The 17,274-nt window shown below is 53.7% G+C and carries 15 protein-coding genes and 1 tRNA gene; 7 read left to right on the top strand and 9 right to left on the bottom strand.

Going from position 1 to position 17,274, the window contains the following annotated elements:
• Positions 1–3 precede the first annotated feature (3 nt).
• The gene (locus L5470_RS05320) at positions 4–735 is read left to right on the top strand and encodes a cytochrome c biogenesis protein CcdA (RefSeq protein ID WP_448527428.1); all 732 of its coding nucleotides are present in this window, start codon (positions 4–6) and stop codon (positions 733–735) included.
• A 9-nt stretch (positions 736–744) separates the two neighbouring features.
• On the opposite strand, the gene L5470_RS05315 is transcribed toward L5470_RS05320, so the two are convergent.
• The gene (locus L5470_RS05315) at positions 745–1,215 is read right to left on the bottom strand and encodes a nucleoside deaminase (protein ID WP_499498627.1); all 471 of its coding nucleotides are present in this window, start codon (positions 1,213–1,215) and stop codon (positions 745–747) included.
• A gap of 74 nt (positions 1,216–1,289) precedes the next feature.
• Here L5470_RS05315 and rfbB point away from each other — a divergent pair, with 74 nt between their 5' ends.
• From rfbB to rfbD, 4 genes are read left to right on the top strand one after another with little or no spacing between them, the layout of a single operon-like run.
• Entirely contained in the window at positions 1,290–2,369 is a 1,080-nt protein-coding gene (gene rfbB, locus L5470_RS05310) for a dTDP-glucose 4,6-dehydratase (protein ID WP_099797668.1), read from the top strand.
• A gap of 42 nt (positions 2,370–2,411) precedes the next feature.
• Positions 2,412–3,299 carry a glucose-1-phosphate thymidylyltransferase RfbA gene (gene rfbA, locus L5470_RS05305; protein WP_099797667.1) on the top strand — a complete coding sequence of 296 codons (888 nt, stop codon included), beginning with the start codon at positions 2,412–2,414 and terminating at the stop codon, positions 3,297–3,299.
• Positions 3,292–3,840, top strand: coding sequence for a dTDP-4-dehydrorhamnose 3,5-epimerase (rfbC, locus tag L5470_RS05300; RefSeq protein WP_499498625.1), 549 nt, complete (start codon positions 3,292–3,294; stop codon positions 3,838–3,840). Before rfbA ends, rfbC begins: the two co-directional genes overlap by 8 nt.
• 8 nt (positions 3,841–3,848) lie before the next feature.
• Entirely contained in the window at positions 3,849–4,730 is an 882-nt protein-coding gene (rfbD, locus tag L5470_RS05295; RefSeq protein ID WP_499498623.1) for a dTDP-4-dehydrorhamnose reductase, read from the top strand.
• 17 nt (positions 4,731–4,747) lie between these two features.
• On the opposite strand, the gene L5470_RS05290 is transcribed toward rfbD, so the two are convergent.
• From L5470_RS05290 to L5470_RS05255, 8 genes are all read right to left on the bottom strand, one after another.
• Positions 4,748–5,248 carry a chemotaxis protein CheW gene (locus L5470_RS05290; protein WP_099797664.1) on the bottom strand — a complete coding sequence of 167 codons (501 nt, stop codon included), beginning with the start codon at positions 5,246–5,248 and terminating at the stop codon, positions 4,748–4,750.
• Entirely contained in the window at positions 5,238–8,045 is a 2,808-nt protein-coding gene (locus L5470_RS05285) for a hybrid sensor histidine kinase/response regulator (protein WP_499498621.1), read from the bottom strand. The genes L5470_RS05290 and L5470_RS05285 overlap by 11 nt, the downstream gene beginning before the upstream one ends.
• A 2-nt stretch (positions 8,046–8,047) precedes the next feature.
• Positions 8,048–10,858 carry a methyl-accepting chemotaxis protein gene (locus L5470_RS05280; protein ID WP_499498619.1) on the bottom strand — a complete coding sequence of 937 codons (2,811 nt, stop codon included), beginning with the start codon at positions 10,856–10,858 and terminating at the stop codon, positions 8,048–8,050.
• A gap of 31 nt (positions 10,859–10,889) precedes the next feature.
• Positions 10,890–11,396, bottom strand: coding sequence for a chemotaxis protein CheW (locus L5470_RS05275; protein ID WP_448513886.1), 507 nt, complete (start codon positions 11,394–11,396; stop codon positions 10,890–10,892).
• Between the two features lie 2 nt (positions 11,397–11,398).
• Positions 11,399–11,761, bottom strand: coding sequence for a response regulator (locus L5470_RS05270; RefSeq protein WP_448533551.1), 363 nt, complete (start codon positions 11,759–11,761; stop codon positions 11,399–11,401).
• A 78-nt stretch (positions 11,762–11,839) separates the two neighbouring features.
• Positions 11,840–13,075, bottom strand: coding sequence for a response regulator (locus tag L5470_RS05265; protein WP_099797661.1), 1,236 nt, complete (start codon positions 13,073–13,075; stop codon positions 11,840–11,842).
• Positions 13,076–13,378: 303 nt separating this feature from the next.
• Complete coding sequence (locus L5470_RS05260; RefSeq protein ID WP_099797660.1) at positions 13,379–13,705, bottom strand: 2Fe-2S iron-sulfur cluster-binding protein; 327 nt, start codon at positions 13,703–13,705, stop codon at positions 13,379–13,381.
• A 320-nt stretch (positions 13,706–14,025) separates the two neighbouring features.
• Positions 14,026–14,099: transfer RNA gene (locus L5470_RS05255), tRNA-Val, on the bottom strand.
• Positions 14,100–14,238: 139 nt separating this feature from the next.
• Between L5470_RS05255 and L5470_RS05250 the strand changes: the two genes are divergently transcribed.
• Together L5470_RS05250 and L5470_RS05245 are read left to right on the top strand one after the other, a co-directional pair.
• Entirely contained in the window at positions 14,239–15,531 is a 1,293-nt protein-coding gene (locus tag L5470_RS05250) for an efflux RND transporter periplasmic adaptor subunit (RefSeq protein WP_099797659.1), read from the top strand.
• Positions 15,532–15,779: 248 nt separating this feature from the next.
• Positions 15,780–16,943, top strand: coding sequence for a glycosyltransferase family 4 protein (locus tag L5470_RS05245; protein ID WP_499498615.1), 1,164 nt, complete (start codon positions 15,780–15,782; stop codon positions 16,941–16,943).
• Positions 16,944–17,274: the final 331 nt, after the last annotated feature.

Here is a 17,274-nt window from a genome sequence, read left to right as displayed (position 1 = left end):
CGCATGAGTAATTTCAGTGTGTACATCTACCAGCTTGAGCAATGGGTGAATCAGTGGGTGATCGGCCAACTTGGTGAGTTAACCCTGCTCAGCCTTGGCGTTGTCTTCCTGGCGGGACTGTTGACCAGCCTCACCCCCTGCACCCTCTCAATGTTGCCCATTACTGTGGGCTATATTGCAGGCTACGCTGCCAGACAAACCAAACAAAAGGGATCAGCCGCACGGCAATCTATCTGGTTTGCCTTGGGCTTGGCCACCACCTTAGCAGGGCTAGGGATGGTCGCGGCGATCGCTGGGCGTATCTACGGACAAGTGGGTTTAGGACTGACGATTGTGGTCAGTTTAATTGCTATTCTCATGGGCTTAAACCTCTTAAATGCACTCCCCCTCAGCTTTCCCCGCAGCCGGTTTCTCGAAGAGCTTCCCGATCGCGTTCCTGCTAGCCTGCAAGCTTACACCCTAGGGGCAACCTTTGGCTTGGTAGCTGCCCCCTGTAGCACCCCCGTATTGGCAACCCTCCTAGCATGGGTGGCCAGCACCCAAAAACTGGTGGTCGGGGCAGGGCTGCTGTTGGCCTATACTAGCGGCTATGTCGTGCCCCTCATCTTGGTGGGCACCTTTAGTAGCACCCTGCAAACGCTTCTGTCACTGCGGCAGTGGTCGAGTTGGATTACGACCCTCAGTGGCGTGCTATTGATTGCCTTTGGGGTTATTTCCTTGGCAATTCGACTTTAGCGGGGAAGTTTACAGTTTCCCAATATCTTCAAACCAGAGGCGGGGATGCTGCGTAATAAAGTCTGCCATCATCTGCTGACACACCTCTAGATTGAGATCAATGACCTCAACCCCATGGCTCTCCATGAAGGCTCGGGCACCCGCAAAGGTTTGGGATTCGCCCGCAATCACTTTTTTGATGCCAAACTGAACCACTGCGCCAGCACATAAATAGCAGGGCATGAGGGTTGAGTAGAGTACGGTGTCAGCGTAGCTGCCAATACGCCCTGCATTAGAGAGGCAGTCAATTTCGGCGTGGAGGATGGGGTTGCCCTGCTGCACCCGCTGGTTATGACCCCGGCCAATAATTTTTCCCTGCTGCACCAGCACCGAGCCAATGGGAATGCCGCCCTCTTGCAGCCCTTGTTTGGCCTCGGCGATCGCCGCCTGCATAAAGTCATCCATAGGACTCTGCTCCACCACCTCTTCTGAGTCTAGCAAAGCCCTTCTACCAGAACAGTGGTGAGTTATTGGTATTATGCAAGCCAGAACCTAATGCATTTCTCAACAGGCAGATGATCAAATTCCTCGTGACGGGTGGTGGTGGGTTTATCGGGGCAAACTTTGTGCGGCTAGCCCTCACGGAAGGCTGGGGAGCGGTGCTGAACCTCGACAAGATGACCTATGCCTGCCATCCTGGCACGCTGGCCATGCTGCGGCGGTACCCCAACTACCAGTTTGTGCATGGGGATGTGGGCGATCGCGCCCTTGTGGCCGACCTGTTACAGACCATTCAACCCGATGCCGTAATCCATTTTGCCGCAGAAAGCCATGTGGATCGCTCTATCAACAGTCCTCAAGATTTTATTCAAACCAATGTCGTAGGCACCGCCAACCTCCTAGAAGAAGTTAAGGCTTACTGGCAGCAGCGACCGAGCAGGGAGCAAGACACCTTCCGCTTTATTCATATTTCTACCGATGAGGTCTATGGCAGCCTTGGCCCCACAGATCCGCCGTTTCGGGAAAACACCCCCTATGCCCCTAACAGCCCCTACGCCGCCTCGAAAGCTGCCTCAGATCACCTTGTACGCGCCTACCACCACACCTATGGTCTCCCCACGTTGACCACCAACTGCTCCAATAACTACGGCCCCTACCAATTTCCCGAGAAACTCATCCCCCTAATGATCTGCCAAGCCTTGGCGCAGCAGCCTCTGCCTATCTACGGCGATGGCCAAAATGTGCGGGACTGGCTCTACGTTGAAGATCACTGCCGTGCGGTTTACAGGGTGTGGCAAAAGGGGCAACCGGGGCAAACCTACAACATTGGCGGCAACTGCGAAAAAACCAACCTTGAAGTGGTGCAGACCCTCTGTGACCTGCTACAAACTCGGTACCCCCAGCCCAATGTCAACTATCACAGTTTAATTACCTTTGTTGGCGATCGCCCCGGCCATGATCGTCGCTACGCCATTGATGCCAGTAAGATTCAGCAAGAACTCGGCTGGCAACCGCAGGAAACCTTTACCAGTGGCCTCACCAAAACGGTGGAATGGTACCTCAGCCACCAAGACTGGGTACAGGCAGTGCGCACCGCCGACTATAGCGCTTGGCTGGCCAGCCACTACGGCAGCACCTTGAGCGCGCCCCATTAACATCTGCTGCTGCCCAGTGGAAAGCGTCTCTCGGAGGTAGTGATGAAAGGTATTATTCTTGCGGGCGGTTCTGGGACACGGCTGTATCCCCTCACGCAGGTGGTCAGCAAGCAATTGATGCCCATCTACGACAAACCCATGATTTACTATCCCCTCTCTATCTTGATGCTGGCGGGGATCCGTGACATTCTCATTATTTCCACCCCGGAACACCTGTACCTCTTTGAGAAATTACTGGGAACAGGGTCTCAGTGGGGGCTGTCCCTGAGCTATTGTGTGCAGCCAAGCCCCAATGGCTTAGCCGAAGCCTTTTTGCTGGGGCGTGACTTTCTGCAGGGATCGCCTGTCTGTCTCACCTTGGGTGATAACCTCCTCTACGGCCATGATCTGCCGCAAAAATTACAGCGGGCTGCGCAACTGAACCACGGTGCCTTGATTTTTGGGTATCGGGTTGCCAACCCACAACAGTACGGCGTCATTGAGTTTGATAGGATGGGGCGCGTGCTAGATATCGAAGAAAAGCCAGCAGTGCCCAAGTCCAACTACGCGGTACCCGGAATTTATTTTTACGATGCTCGCGTCTGTGATTTGGCGGCACAACTTCAACCCTCTGCCCGTGGCGAATTGGAAATTACAGATTTGAACCGTCTGTACCTTAAACAAGGCGATCTCAGGGTAGAGATGTTGGGGCGGGGCTATGCATGGCTAGATACGGGTACCCATGACCTGTTACAGCAGGCCAGTAGTTTTATCCGCACCCTCGAAGAACGCCAAGGGGTAAAAATTGCCTGCTTAGAGGAAATTGCCCTCTTGCAGGGCTATATTAGCCCTGAGCAGCTTTACGAATTGGCGCAACCGCTGCGCAACAGTAGCTATGGCCAATACCTGCTACAGGTGTGGGCCGAGGTCACAGGAGACACCTATGCTTAAGGTACAGCCCCTTGCCATTCCAGAGGTGCTATTGCTAGAACCGCAGATCTTTCGCGATCAGCGCGGCTTCTTCTTTGAGAGTTTTAATCAGCGGGCGTTTATGGCGGCAACAGGATTAGAGGTCAATTTTGTCCAAGATAATCATTCTGCATCTCAGCAGGGGGTATTGCGCGGGCTGCACTATCAACACCAACAACCTCAAGGCAAGCTCATCCGGGTGATTGAGGGAGAAATTTTTGATGTGGCGGTGGRTCTGCGGCAATCCTCCCCMACCTATGGCCAGTGGGTGGGGGTTTGGCTAAACGCCGAAACCCATCATCAACTGTGGATTCCTGCCGGGTTTGCCCATGGTTTTTGGGTGAAGTCGGCAACGGCTCAGGTGCTCTACAAAGCAACAGATTACTACAACCCAGGAGATGAGCATACCCTGCTGTGGAACGATCCGACCGTGGCAGTTGACTGGCCCCTGAGCGGTGAGCCGCTCCTCTCGGCTAAGGATCAGCAGGGGAAACCCTTTGGGTGCGTGCCACACTTTGCCTAGGAGGCACTATGCGGATCATGATTTTGGGGGCGATGGGGCAGGTGGGCTGGCAGTTGGTGCAGCAGGCTCCGCCTCAGATAAATGTCATCCCCGTCGCTCGCCAAGGAACTGCGGTGACGTTCGATCTGGCGGATCTAGAGGCAATTCCGAGCTTCCTGCGCGCTCATTGCCCCGATGTGCTGATCAATGCAGCGGCCTACACCGCAGTGGATCAAGCGGAGCAGGAACCTGAGCAGGCTCAGCGAATTAATGGCACGGCAGTGAAGACATTGGCACAGACCATGGCTGAACTGGGGGGAGTACTCGTTCACTACTCCACAGACTATGTGTTCGATGGCCAGCAAGCGGTACCCTATCGGGAAACGGATGCTACGGCTCCTATTAATGCCTACGGCTACAGCAAGTGGTTGGGGGAGCAGGCGATCGCCACCGTCAATGCTAACTATCTAATTTTGCGCACCAGTTGGGTCTATGATGTCCGCGGCAAAAATTTCCTGCGTACCATGGTACGGCTTGCGCAAACTCGTCCGCTAGTGCGGGTTGTGGCGGATCAAGTTGGAACGCCCACCGCCGCCAGCTTCATTGCCCGCCTCACCTATCAACTGCTGCTGCTGCAGGCAAGGGGACTGTATCACCTCACCCCCCAAGGCAGTACCAGTTGGTACGGCTTTGCCCGCAAAATTTTTGACTACCTCAAAGCTCAGGGCTATGCCACTGCCACACTGGAAGCCATTCCCAGTCGTGACTATCCGACCGCGGCACAGCGCCCAGCGTTCTCCACCCTTAACTGCAAGAAAGTCACAGCGGTGTTAGGGGCACCCTTACCACACTGGGAGCAGGTTTTAGAGTCGATTCTGGTACAGTTGAACCCCGCAGACTGTCTTGATTGAGCCTTAGTTTTGGCACGTTACAGGGTCTTGAGGGAGGCTAGCACCTGGGGCACATCCACAATAAAGATGGGGGGCAGATTGGGGTCATTAGTGCTGCTGACCATCAGGGAGCTGACGTGGTGAATATTGCCCCAATGCAGATAGTTTTTGGGAATGGGATGGATGTGGTCTTGGGGAACCCGCTCAATAATTGGTGGATCCACGAGCGGAAAGCCTAGCCACTCGCCTGCAAGGTCTGGCTGCAAAATCAGCAAGAACTTGAGTTTCTCGGTTTCAGCCGCAGACAACGGCTCGGCAAAGAGGCAGCGGCCAATCTCAATCACTAAAATTTCGCGATCGCCATGATTGACCAGACCCACCCCCCGGCGAGAGCGATCGCCGTAGATGGGAGGCAGGGGAATGACGCGATTGGCTTGTGCCATGGGCACGGCAAACTGTTCCTGACGGATCAAAAACGTCAAGAACTGCTCCATGACAACGGGCTGAGGTTGGCGACGGCGACGGGTTTTAAGTACCATGGCGAATCAACTGGGCAAGGGTTTCTAGGAGTTCTGCCTCGCGGAAGGGTTTACTGAAGTAGGCCGCTGCCCCCAGATGCTGCGCTAACTGGCGGTGTTTTTGTCCGGTGCGGGAGGTGAGGATCACCACCGGCACGTTGTGGCAATGGGGAATGCGTTTAATGTGCGCCAGCACGCCAAAGCCATCCAGCCGCGGCATTTCAATGTCGCTGACMAAGGCATTCACCTGTAAGCCCGCCTCTAGTTTATCAATGGCATCTTGGCCATCCTTGGCTTGCTCAACGTGGTAGCCTGCTTTTTCTAAGGTAGTGGCCAAGAAACGCCGCACATTTACCGAGTCATCAACAACTAGAATTGTGTCTTGGGTCGAGAGGGGCAACGCGTCGGTGGTGCGTAAGGGGCGATCGCGCCCCTGCTCAAACCCATCGAGGAGAGCCAGCGGGTCGATCAAGGGCACAATGCGACCATTTCCTAAAATCGTGCAGCCACTAAAGCCGTGGGGTAACGCCAAGTCACTATCGACGTGCCGGATTGTCACCTCCTGCTCGCCCCAATAGCGATCCACCTTGACCGCAAGAGCCATGTCTCCTTGGGCAAGAATCATCAGGGTGGGGTCGTTAATGATTGGGGTGCCTTCTGCCTCAACAGGACGATAGGGACGGGAAAACTGAAAGTACTCATCAAGCGCCACCACTGGGGTCATATAGCCTTCCCAGTCAATGAGGGGGTGGCCAAGGGTTTCAACTGGTGAATACTGATCCGCTAAGACCATCTCGGCCACGGCTTCTGTTGGTACAGCCAGCAACATATGGGCAGCCTCCACCAGCAGCACCCGTACAACGGAAAGGGTGTAGGGAATTGTAATCGTAAAGGTCGTCCCTTGATTGGGTGTACTGTTGATGTGAATGTCGCCCCGAATCTGCTTGAGGTTGGTACGCACCACATCCATCCCAACCCCCCGCCCCGATAAATTCGACACCTGAGTTGCGGTGGAAAAGCCCGGCTCAAAAATCAGCTCGAACAGATCGCGATCGCTGGCGGTAGCCAGCCATCCGGCGGGCACCCCAAGACGACTGGCAGTTTGGCGAATTTTCTCAGGGTTAAGGCCGCGGCCATCATCGGCCACTGTAATCACGGTTTGGTTGCCGCGATAGGCGGCCTTGAGCAAAATTGTACCTGTCGGCGGCTTGCCAAGCGCCTCGCGCTCCGGTGCGGGTTCAATGCCATGGTCAAAGGCATTGCGCACAAGGTGCATCAGCGGATCCGCAAGCACGCTCAGCACCGTGCGATCAATTAGGATGTGACTGCCTTCAATGACAAGATCAACTGTTTTGCCATGCTCTTGACTCAACTCGCGAATAACGCGGGGATAGCGATTGGCCAGATCCGCAAAGGGGCGCATCCGTACTTGGGTAAAGCGCACTTGCAGTTGCTTGGCGGTGCGATTGAGATCACGGCTCGTGCGCTCGGTATCCTCAAGGCCAAGATCAAGATCGCTGGTAATCTCCTGAATTTGAACAATGGTTTCCATCACCTCTTGGGAGAGAAGATGCACATCGGTATAGCGATCAAATTCAAGGCTGTCAAACCCATGCTGAGTCTGAGCACTAATCGGATGGGTGGCACCAACCGTCCCACTGACGCGATCGTACTCAGTGCGCAAACGAAAATTTGCCTGCTCAAGGAGGCGCACCTTTTGCTTTAAGGTATCGAGTAATCGGTGCAGACGGGTACGCTGGAGGTCTAGGCCATTGCACTCAATCAACAATTCCCCCAGCAGGTCGCTGATCACATCAAGGTGATGCCCCGCCACGCGCACCGTCATTTCCCTCGGCTCTTGGGTGTCCGGCTTAGGTGGGGCACTCACGACAGTGGGAGCTGGGGCAGTGGAGGGAACAGGTGGCTCTAGTGAGGGTAGCACATCGTCCAAGGAGAAGCCGTTGACCTCGGCACTGGCAAAGTCCTCGACCCCAAGTTCTTGGTTGAGGTCGTCTAGACCCAGATCAAACACCGTTTGCTCCTCAGCCTCCTCGGGCAGGTCTAGGGTCAAGGCTGTTGGTAATGCCTCTAGTTGCCCGGTGAGCACAAGGGCTTGGCACCGTCGCCACTGTTGGATAATGCTGGCAGCCGTGGCAGAAATATCGCACTCAGGCTGAGCCAAATAGTCGCTAACGGTGGCACAGAACTGGGCAAACTGAGGGATCTCTAGCATCTGCCCTAGGCCTTCTAGCTCTTGGCTGGCGATCGCCATCTCTTCCTTGAGACAGGGCTGCTGGGGGTYTTGAATTACCGCCTCTAGGCGTTGCAGGCACGCCTCGACTTCAGTTTCAAAGAGAACCACCCGCATGGCATGGCCATCATCACCACTCAGCAGTGACAGTTCATCCTCTGCCTTCGGATCGCCCAGTCGCTCATGAAGCTGGTTAAAAATTGGCTCAGCTTGGGTATGCAGCCATGCGGCATTTGGCTCCAGTCCTTGCCGATTGAGGGCAATCACCGCTTGCAGTTGATCCACTGCCCGCAGCAGCAGGTGCTGGGTCTCAGCATCGTCACAGGGGCGCGATCGCAGCACCTTAAAAAAATCCTCAAGGCGATGCGCCAAGTCACTGAGGAGCGTAAAGCCCATCATGGCTGCCCCACCCTTAATCGAGTGGGCTGCGCGCAACACCCCATCAATGACTTGAGTGCTAGGTGTGGCGACCAGTTCCAGAACTCCTGCCTCAATGGTTTGTAGGTAGTCTTGTGCCTCCTCTAAAAACTGCAAGCGAACGGCTTCGTCAGGGCCGAGTTCCAGCATTGCTACACCTCAGAGCTGACCTTAAAGATGTTGACTGAGGTTTGTAACTCCTGCGCAGCAGCCACCGTATCTTGCAAGGATTCGGAAATATGTTTCGATGTGGCGGACATCCCCTCCGATACCTTGGCAATATCGTGCATCAGGGTATTCACCGTATTCGAGGTACGCGACTGGGAGATAGTAGCTTGGGAAATCGACTGCACCAACTCATCAATGTGCTGCGACACCTGCACAATCTGCTCAAGGTTTTCCTTGGTCACTTCCACTAAACGGGTGCCTTCCACCACCTGAGCGGTGCCGGTTTCCATGGCGCGTACCACCTCGTTTGTTTCCTGCTGAATCGTTTCCACAATTTGCTCAATTTCGCGGGTTGCCGCCGCCGATCGCGCCGCCAGTTCCCCCACCTCTTCCGCAACCACCGCAAACCCACGGCCTTCTTCGCCCGCCCGCGCCGCCTCAATACTGGCGTTGATGGCCAAAAGGTTCGTTTGCAGCGCAATTTGGTTGATCAGGGAGATCACCTTGGAAATCTGTTGCGAGGATTCCCCGAGCCGTTTGACTTTTTTGGCGGTCTCGGCGACAGTTTCGCGCAGATGCAGAATACTCTGCACCGTTTCATCCATGGTTTCCCCACTGCTGAGGGCGCGCTCTGAGGCTTGCCGCGCCACATCCGCTGCTTGGTTGGCACTGTCGGCCACCAATTGGATCGAAGTGGACATTTGCTCCACCGCCTCTAGCATCCGTTTCACTTTCTTGGCTTGGCGCAACGACTCCTCGGCCAACTGCTTCATGGCAGCCTCATCATCCATGAGCTGAGCGTTCACCTTTGCGGTGGTGGCCTTCACTTGCACCACCACGTCCCGCAGGCTCTCAATCAGGGAGTTAAAAATATCGGCAACGGTGCCAATTTCATCGGCGGTGATGTCTGCCCGTACCGTCAAATCCCCTTGGGAGGCGGCCTCCACCTCGCTCAGCAAGTTGATGAGCTGCGATTGAATCCGTTCGGTGAGTGCACGCTGCTCTTGGGCAAGGCGTTCAGCATTTTGCTGGGCAGCGATGGTTTGAGCCAGAAAGTTAGCCCGCTCCAACACCAGACCTGCTTGGGTGGCAAGCTGCTGGAAAAAGTCAATTTCTACTTGCTGCCAAGAGCGCGGTTCGCTGCACTGATGGGCAATCAGGAGGGCAATTAACTTCTGCTCTACCCGTAGGGGCACCACTAGGTTGGCACGAACTTTGAGGGGAGCAAGCTGCTTGAGGTGGCACTCTGTTAAATTGGCATTGAGAATATCCGTGGTGGCTTGAATGCGGCCATTGGCATAGGCTTTAGCCCAATTTTGCCGGAAGCACGGATCATCAATCACCTGATTAAGGGCTTTGGGCCACTCGCGACCAACCGACTCTGCAACGACTGTGCCGATGTAATTGTCATCAAACTCATAGACAATCACCCGATCACACTGCAAGCTTTCGCGGGCATCGTCCACAAGGGTCTGGAGAATGGCGGGACGATCCTGCTGCTGGGCAAGGCGGAAGGAAATATCCCGCAGTTGCTGCGCTCGCCGAGCGTTAGCCGTGGTTTGTTCAAGGGAGTTCTGTAGCTGCTCAGCCATTTGGTTAATGGTGCGCCCCAAGGTTGCGAGTTCGTCATCGCCCTGCACTGGAATGCGGGTGTCCAGTGCCCCTTGGCCAATTTGGATCACTGCTTTGGTGGCTTGCAGTAGGGGTTTGAGGGCGCGGTTGCTCAGGTAGATGGCGATCGCCCCTGCTACTAGGGCAGTGCCCCCCATCCCCAAAAGTAGCGACCACGTCAGGTTTTGCAGTGGCCTGAGGGCGTAGGCTTCATCGGTACTCAGAACAATGCTGGCAAAGGGCTGTGAGATGCTTGTAGAGCTAACCATTTGCGATCGCCCGTCAGACTGCCGTTTTTCAGTGAGGGTATTGGCAGCTTCCGTAGCCTGTCGCTCAGCCAGTTTGGGAAATACGCTCTGCAGCGACTGACCCTGCAATTGAGGCAGCGAGGACGCAAAGATTGTCCCCCTTGGCTCCACGAGGTAAAATCCGTGATGATCGCCTTGGCCATAGGTTTTCAAAAACTGATCAATACTGCTTTGGGGTACCCGTAAGCGCAGAACCGCAGTGATTTGATTGGTCTGAGGGTTGATCAGCGGTGCCGCTACAAACATCCCTAAGGGACGATCCGGCAACGAAAGGGTTGGCTCAACGGTGATCACCGGCCCACGGGTTTGAATGGCGAGCTTAAAGTACTCGTGATTCTGTAGGATGTTATTTGCTAATCTATTCCCCGCTGCGGATTGTGCCATCACTGTGCCACGGCCATCATTGGCAATAATTGCGGCACTGTCGTAGGCGGGGTAGGCATCTAAAAACTGGTTGAGCACCTGTTGTAAGGGTTGTCGCTGCCCGGCCTGTAATTCGCTCCCATAGCGACTGGCAAATAGAGACGCCAGCACCCGAACATCGCCACGGCGCTCGGCCAAAAACGCCTCAAACTGGATTGCGGCACTTCTAGTGCCCTGCTGCTGTAGCTGTAACACTTGCTGGCTGAGTTGCTGGCGCGTCAGTTCATTGGCCGTGAAGCCCACCACCGCCATGGGTAGGGTTGCCAGAGCCACGGCAGTTGTAATCAACTTTGGCCGCAGTCCCCACTGCTTGGGCTTGGGGGGCGGTACTGGTTCTTTGCTGAAGTGCTCCTGCGGTGTTGACGCTGGCTGCTCTGGCAGCGGTGGTAACTGGTAGTTCATCACCGAGGGGGGCAGTTCAGGCACCTCTACGGGCGGTTTAGCAGTGGTCATGGTTCACACATCCTAACGGCAAAATAGTCAACTATCCAGCATCAACAGGAGTCATCGCCCCGAGGGGCGCACTGGCGATCGCCTGAGCATCGAGCACGAAACACATCTGGCCGTCCACCAGACAGCACCCTTTCAGATAGGGCACCAAAGCCGCACTCACGGTACCCACCGGCGACTGAATCGTTCCGGGGGCTAGGCGTAAAATGCCACGGACATCACTAACGGCAACACCTAGCCGTTTTTCCGATAACCGTATGAGGGCAACGGTATAGTAGGGGCAATCGCTGCTGAGGGGGTCTAGCCCCAATAACTGACCCAGATCAATAACCCAAACCACGCGGTTGCGGTAGTTCAGCAAGCCCATCACTAGCCCCGGCATATTGGGCATCACGGTCAATTGGTCAGGGGCAACGACCATCACCTGTTGGGCATCCACCATGGGAACTAATGCGGTGAGGCGATCGTTCACGATGAGCCGTAGATAGGCATCGCTCCCGCTCAGACCCTTAACATGAACATCAGCAACTGCTTGGGTCATAGCTAAACCACCACTGATTTCAACGCCCGCAACAAATCCTCCCGATTAAAGGGCTTCGTGATGTAGGCATCTGCTCCCTGCTTCATCGCCCAGAGACGATCCAATTCTTGATTTTTGGACGTACACACAATAATCGGTAACTTTTCAGTTTCCGGATTTTTCTTGAGACTACGGCAGAGTTCAAAGCCACTCATCCCCGGCATAACCACATCGGTAACCACAACATCCGGCTTGTACTGCGTCACTTTTTGTAGTGCCTCCTTCGCATCCGTAGCTGAAATGACCGTATAGCCGCTGTCCTTCAAAAACGAGGCAATCAAAGCCATTTCTGAGGGGGTATCTTCCACAACCAAGACCGTACTCATGCCGCCTCCCAAACAATAAAAACCATCAGTAAATGTCAATATACAGTTGTCAATATACAGTGGTCAGGCAATCCACCACTACGTTAGGTACTGAAAAACCATTTTCAGTAGCTCTGCTTGGGTAAAGGGCTTGGTCATGTAGTCTGTTGCCCCCACAAGGCGTGCCTTTGCCCGGTCAATCAACCCTGTGTTCCCCGTAACCATGATGATAGGTAGAGACTTAAAGTGTTGATGATTGCGAATGACCTTACAAAACTTATAGCCATCAATGTTAGGCATTCCCACATCGAGCAGAATCAAATCAGGCTTGAGCCGCATCACCTCCATTAATGCTTTAACCGAATCACTCAGGGCAATGACCTGAAACGCATCGTCTGCCAAAAACCGCTTGATTTCATTGAGCATGGTAGGGCTGTCGTCAATGCAGACAATGGTAAAAGTACGGTTGGGAACTTGGGAGGTGAAAAAGCCACTGGTTAGATCTTGGCTGTCAGCATCCTCTGTGGTCACCAGTTCCTGCAATAGACTGGCATCAAAGTTAGGGAGAAGATCAAAGGGACGCTGGGGTTCACGCACCACAACAGCCCCCTTTTCAATCAAGGGCAGGAGACTGCGCACCAGAGAAATTTCATCCTGATTCATCAGTACCGCCAAATGACGGAAGCTAAACCCCCGCAGCATTGACCCTAACCGTTGCTGTTGTTCCGGCGTCAGATTGACTTGGGCACTGCTAAAAAAGTAGGGCCGCTGAAACGGGGATGTAATTTTGTGCCCTAAGCTTAACCACTGCTGAATCTGAGCTTTACAAGCAGCGACTAAACGCGCTGTATCAAAATGAGTAGCGATGGGAACATCAAAGTAGGAGACAAGCTGGTGCTGCCCTTTCGTCAGGTGCAAAAATGATTCGAGGACTTCTAGAATGAGTCCCTCTACCACTTGGCGAAACTGCTCAGGGGTGATGATACCTTCCTTGAGGAGCCAGCGCAGACTTTCGTATTCGTAAATGGGGGTGGGGGTATTCGCCAACTCCCACTGCTGTCGTACCTGTGCTCGTAAATCGCGATCTAGTCTTGGCACCTGCTGACTCAAACGCCGCAGGTGTCGCTCGAAGCGATCGCCCGGATCAATACTATGGGTGGCATAAATAAGACTGCCTTGATGCAGATACAAAAACCACTGCTGCTGCTGTACCGTTAGCTTGAAGCACCCTGTCCCCCCCGACGTTGCCAGTTGTTGCAAAAGACGCTCCGGCTGCACCGCATCTACAAACTGCGGCTCCGTGCTACTGCTCAACCCCCGATCTGATGTCATCATACCGACCTCCAAACTGCCGCCTTTGCCCCAAGATCCGCAGAACCCCAAGGATCGCCAGCACGTAAGTTAAGACATCACCTTGCTGGGCTGCTGTGGCGACAAGGCTCCACACGGCTGCAAATATCCTGCACCACTACAAGAATGATGTGATGTGATGATTATATTAAGGTTTGACGACCTAATTATGAAAGAAAACTTCAGAAAAGTTAATGACTTGAAAAAAATGAACAAATAGCCAACAACTTTCTAATTCAAACCATCAACAAAACTCAACAAACCAACTCAAGATTAATTTGATTAAACTTAAGTTAAGTTAAGTAAATTATCTTCTTCGTGAGTAGAAATGACGCAATCAGACGTAGGGTAAGCAGCACACAACAGTACAAAACCAGCTTTTAGTTCCTTTTCTTTTAGGAACGAGTGATCAGACTGGTCAACGGTGCCCTTGAGGATGCGACCTGCACAGTTGACGCAGGCTCCAGCACGACAGGAGTAGGGCAGTGGAATACCTTGAGCCTCGGCGGCATCGAGGATGTATTCATCGGCATGAACCCGAATGGTTTTGTTGAGACCCTTTTGTTCATTGACTAAGGTGACGTTATATACTTTGCTATGATCACGCTTTGTCATTCGTGTTCTCCTGAAAAATTTTTTTTGAGAGCAAGGAGCCTAATAGCTTGTGCTGGCTGGCAGTTTAGAGTAGTTTCTATCTCGCCATTTTCACTTTAGGCAAGTTTTTGCCGCAGTTCCTATTCTAGCAAAGAACTCCCTACTAAGATCCGTCGCAATGCTCCGCCCATAACCGTTGAGGCTTGGGGGGTGGTGTTTGCGTAGCGTGCCGAAGGCATAGCGGCGGGCGTCCCTAAAGATAGCTAATAGCGGCTAGAAATATCTAAGGGAACTATCCCATAAGTGCTGCTGAGAACTGGGCTGTAGCCTCTGAACCTTGATGGACACAACTGGACTCGAACCAGTGACCCCCACGATGTCAACGTGGTGCTCTAACCAACTGAGCTATGCGTCCTTGGATTAATTACTATACCATGACTACCCAGCACTTACCAGCACTTGAATGCCCCTACTCTCTAAACTGCTAAGGGTGGGGGAACTGCGGCAAACCCGTAACATAACGTTAGAATGGGTAAAACATTGCAAAAATATCCATGGCGGCCTTTATCCCCTTTGTTGGTAAACCCTTGCAACGGTGGCGATCGCTGCTGATTGGGGGCATTGTGGCTGGCCTCATTGCCAGCGGTAGTCTGATTGTGTGGCGATCGCGCCACAGCCCCCTTGACGTAGATCGCTACACGGTGCCGGTGATGGATAGCCGTGATTTGGTTGCCCGGGTTGCTGCCACTGGGAAGGTGGTACCGGTGCAAACGGTCAACATCAGCCCTAAGCGCTCAGGGTTACTCACAGACCTCTACGTGGAGCAGGGAGATGCCGTGAGGGCAGGTCAGGTGATTGCCCGCATGGACAACCGTGATGAGCGGGCACAGCTTGCCCAAGCCCAAGCCAACTTAGCTGATGCCATTGCCCGGCGCGATCGCACCGTTGCTGGCAACCGAGCCGAGGAAATTGCTCAAGCCCAAGCTCAAGTCCGTGCTGCCGCCTCCCGCGCCAAATTAGCCCAAGAACGGCTGAACCGGAATGAAGCCTTAGCTGCCGAAGGGGTGATTCCGCGGGATACCCTAGATGAACTTATTGCCAACCGCGACAATGCGATCGCGACCTTAAACGAAGCCCAAAAGCGTCTGCAACTGTTGCAGCGAGGCTCTCGTAGTGAAGATATCCGCCAAGCAGAGGCGGCAGTAACCGCAGCGCAAGCCCAAGTCCAAGCTGCACGGGTGGCCTTGGAAGATACCGTGATCCGCGCCCCCTTCGATGGAATTATTACCCAGAAATATGCTGTTCCGGGGGCTTTTGTGACTCCAACCACCTCTGCCTCAACAACAACATCGGCTACTTCTACCTCAATTGTGGCGATCGCTAAAGGGTTAGAAATCTTAGCAGAAGTGCCAGAGGTTGATATTGGCCAAGTACAATTGGGGCAGCCCGTGGAAATTCGCGCCGATGCCTACCCCGGGCGAACGTTTCAGGGGCGGGTGCGCTTGATCGCTCCCGAAGCTGTGGTGGAGCAAAATGTTACCTTCTTTCAGGTGCGGGTGTCCCTCCTGTCGGGGCTAGCGGAACTGCGCTCCGGGATGAATGTCGATTTGGATTTCCTTGGTCAAAAAGTGGCGAATGCCCTCCTAGTGCCAACAGTGGCGATCGCTGTCGAAAAGGGCAAGACCGGCGTTTACGTCGTGGGTGCGGATAACAAACCGGAGTTTCGCCCCGTCACCATCGGCAGTAGCTGGCAAGATCAAACCCAAATCATCACGGGTGTCACCGCTGGCGAGCGCGTGTTCACAGATTTCCCAGATCAGCTGCGTCCCAAGCAGGAGACCAACTAACCAAGGGAAAACGCGATGACCCTGCACCATGTATCCATTCGCACCACCGATATTCACCGGTTATCCTTGAGCACCACTGTAGTTATCATTCTCCGTCTGGCCTGAGAAGGCTGGTGTTCCCTGCCATTATCATAATCATACGGTGCCTTGAGAATATGCCATCTCCGCTGTGGCCTATTGTCCAGCACTCCTATAGGGTAAAGGAAAGGTGTGGGGTTACCCGCCGAATAAGCTAAAAGGAATAATGTGTGACTCTTCATATTGCATGGTTAGGCAAAAAATCTCCCCCCTGCGGTAACGTTACCTACAGTCGGGAAATTACCAACGGCCTGCTAGACCGGGGATATCAGGTCAGCTTTTTGCACTTTGCCCAAGAGGATGAAAATGAAGTGGAGCAAGACGGCGAGTGCCCCGATGTTCCACTGCCATGCCTCTACAAGTCACAGGTTTATACGCTCCCGTCTCTGCGGGCGAATAAGGTATTGGTAGACTCCCTAAAAAAGCTCAAACCGGATGTTGTCCATGCCTCGTTAACGCTCTCGCCCCTTGACTTTTTTCTGCCGGATATTTGTGCTGAGTTAAAAATCCCTTTGGTGGCAACGTTTCACCCTGCCTATAGCGAAAAGTATCGCACCCTCTCGGCAGGCACCGCCTTAATGACCTATCAACTCTATGCCCCGTTTCTTGCTAATTACGACCGTGTAATCGTTTTTTCGCAGGCACAGAAAGAGTTGTTAATGCGTCTTGGGGTTGGTGCGCAGACGCTGCTGATCATTCCCAATGGCGTGGATACTTGCAAGTACACCCCTGGACATTCAGGTGCCAAGGACGAGTTTAAGGCGCGCTATTTATACGTCTATCAGGGCAGAATCGCCATTGAAAAAAATGTTGAGGCGCTCCTGCGATCGTGGTGCGCCGCAGATATGCCGGAGGATTGCAAACTCCTGATGGTAGGTGGCGGTTCCCTCATGCCATCCTTAATGGCACATTATGGTCCTGAACACAATATTCTCTGGTTAGGCTCGGTAGTGGACGATCAGCGACGGTTGGAGATCCTGCGCGGCTGTGATGTCTTTATTTTGCCTTCGCAAATTGAAGGGCTATCTCTGTCGCTGTTGGAGGCAATGGCCTGTGGTTTAGCTTGCTTGGCCACGGATGTAGGCGCTGATGGCGAAGTTCTGACGGGAGCAGGGATTGTGCTGAATCCACAGTATGTTAAGACCCAACTCCAAACCTTACTACCCATGTTTTACCACCATCCAGAGATGATCCGGCTACTGGGGGAAAAAGCACGGAAACGAGTGCTCGAAAGCTATAGCCTGAGTCGCAATCTGGATCGCCTTGAGGTGTGCTATCAAGAGGTTGTGCATTCCTATGCGCATCCCGTAGGAACATCGCGATCGCCAGCTTAGAGTAAGCCCCTCTAGACTAGACTTGACTTCTCTCCTCCTTGAAAGAGAGGGGATTCCCAAAGGATGCTACGCAACGGGCTGAAGCCGCGTTGCTTCGCTTTTCCCTTGAGCTGTCACCCACAACTTAATACGGGTGGGGGCAGTCAAAGACCCCCTACCAACTCCGCTCAGACTCAATCCAAGCATCGTCGCTACTTTACGCAGGATGTTGGCAGCGCCATTACAATCCGCGTTGATGTACCAATTCTGAGCAGTCCTGAACAAGCCTCGCTTCGTCCGCTTCCCCGATGACTTCCAGCTATCAGGTTTWTCAACGCGGATTGTAATGGCG

This window comes from Synechococcus sp. PCC 6717 (assembly GCF_022698185.1).
In the GTDB taxonomy this organism is placed as follows: domain Bacteria; phylum Cyanobacteriota; class Cyanobacteriia; order Thermosynechococcales; family Thermosynechococcaceae; genus Thermosynechococcus; species Thermosynechococcus lividus.
This window is presented reverse-complemented; position numbering and strand designations above follow the sequence as displayed.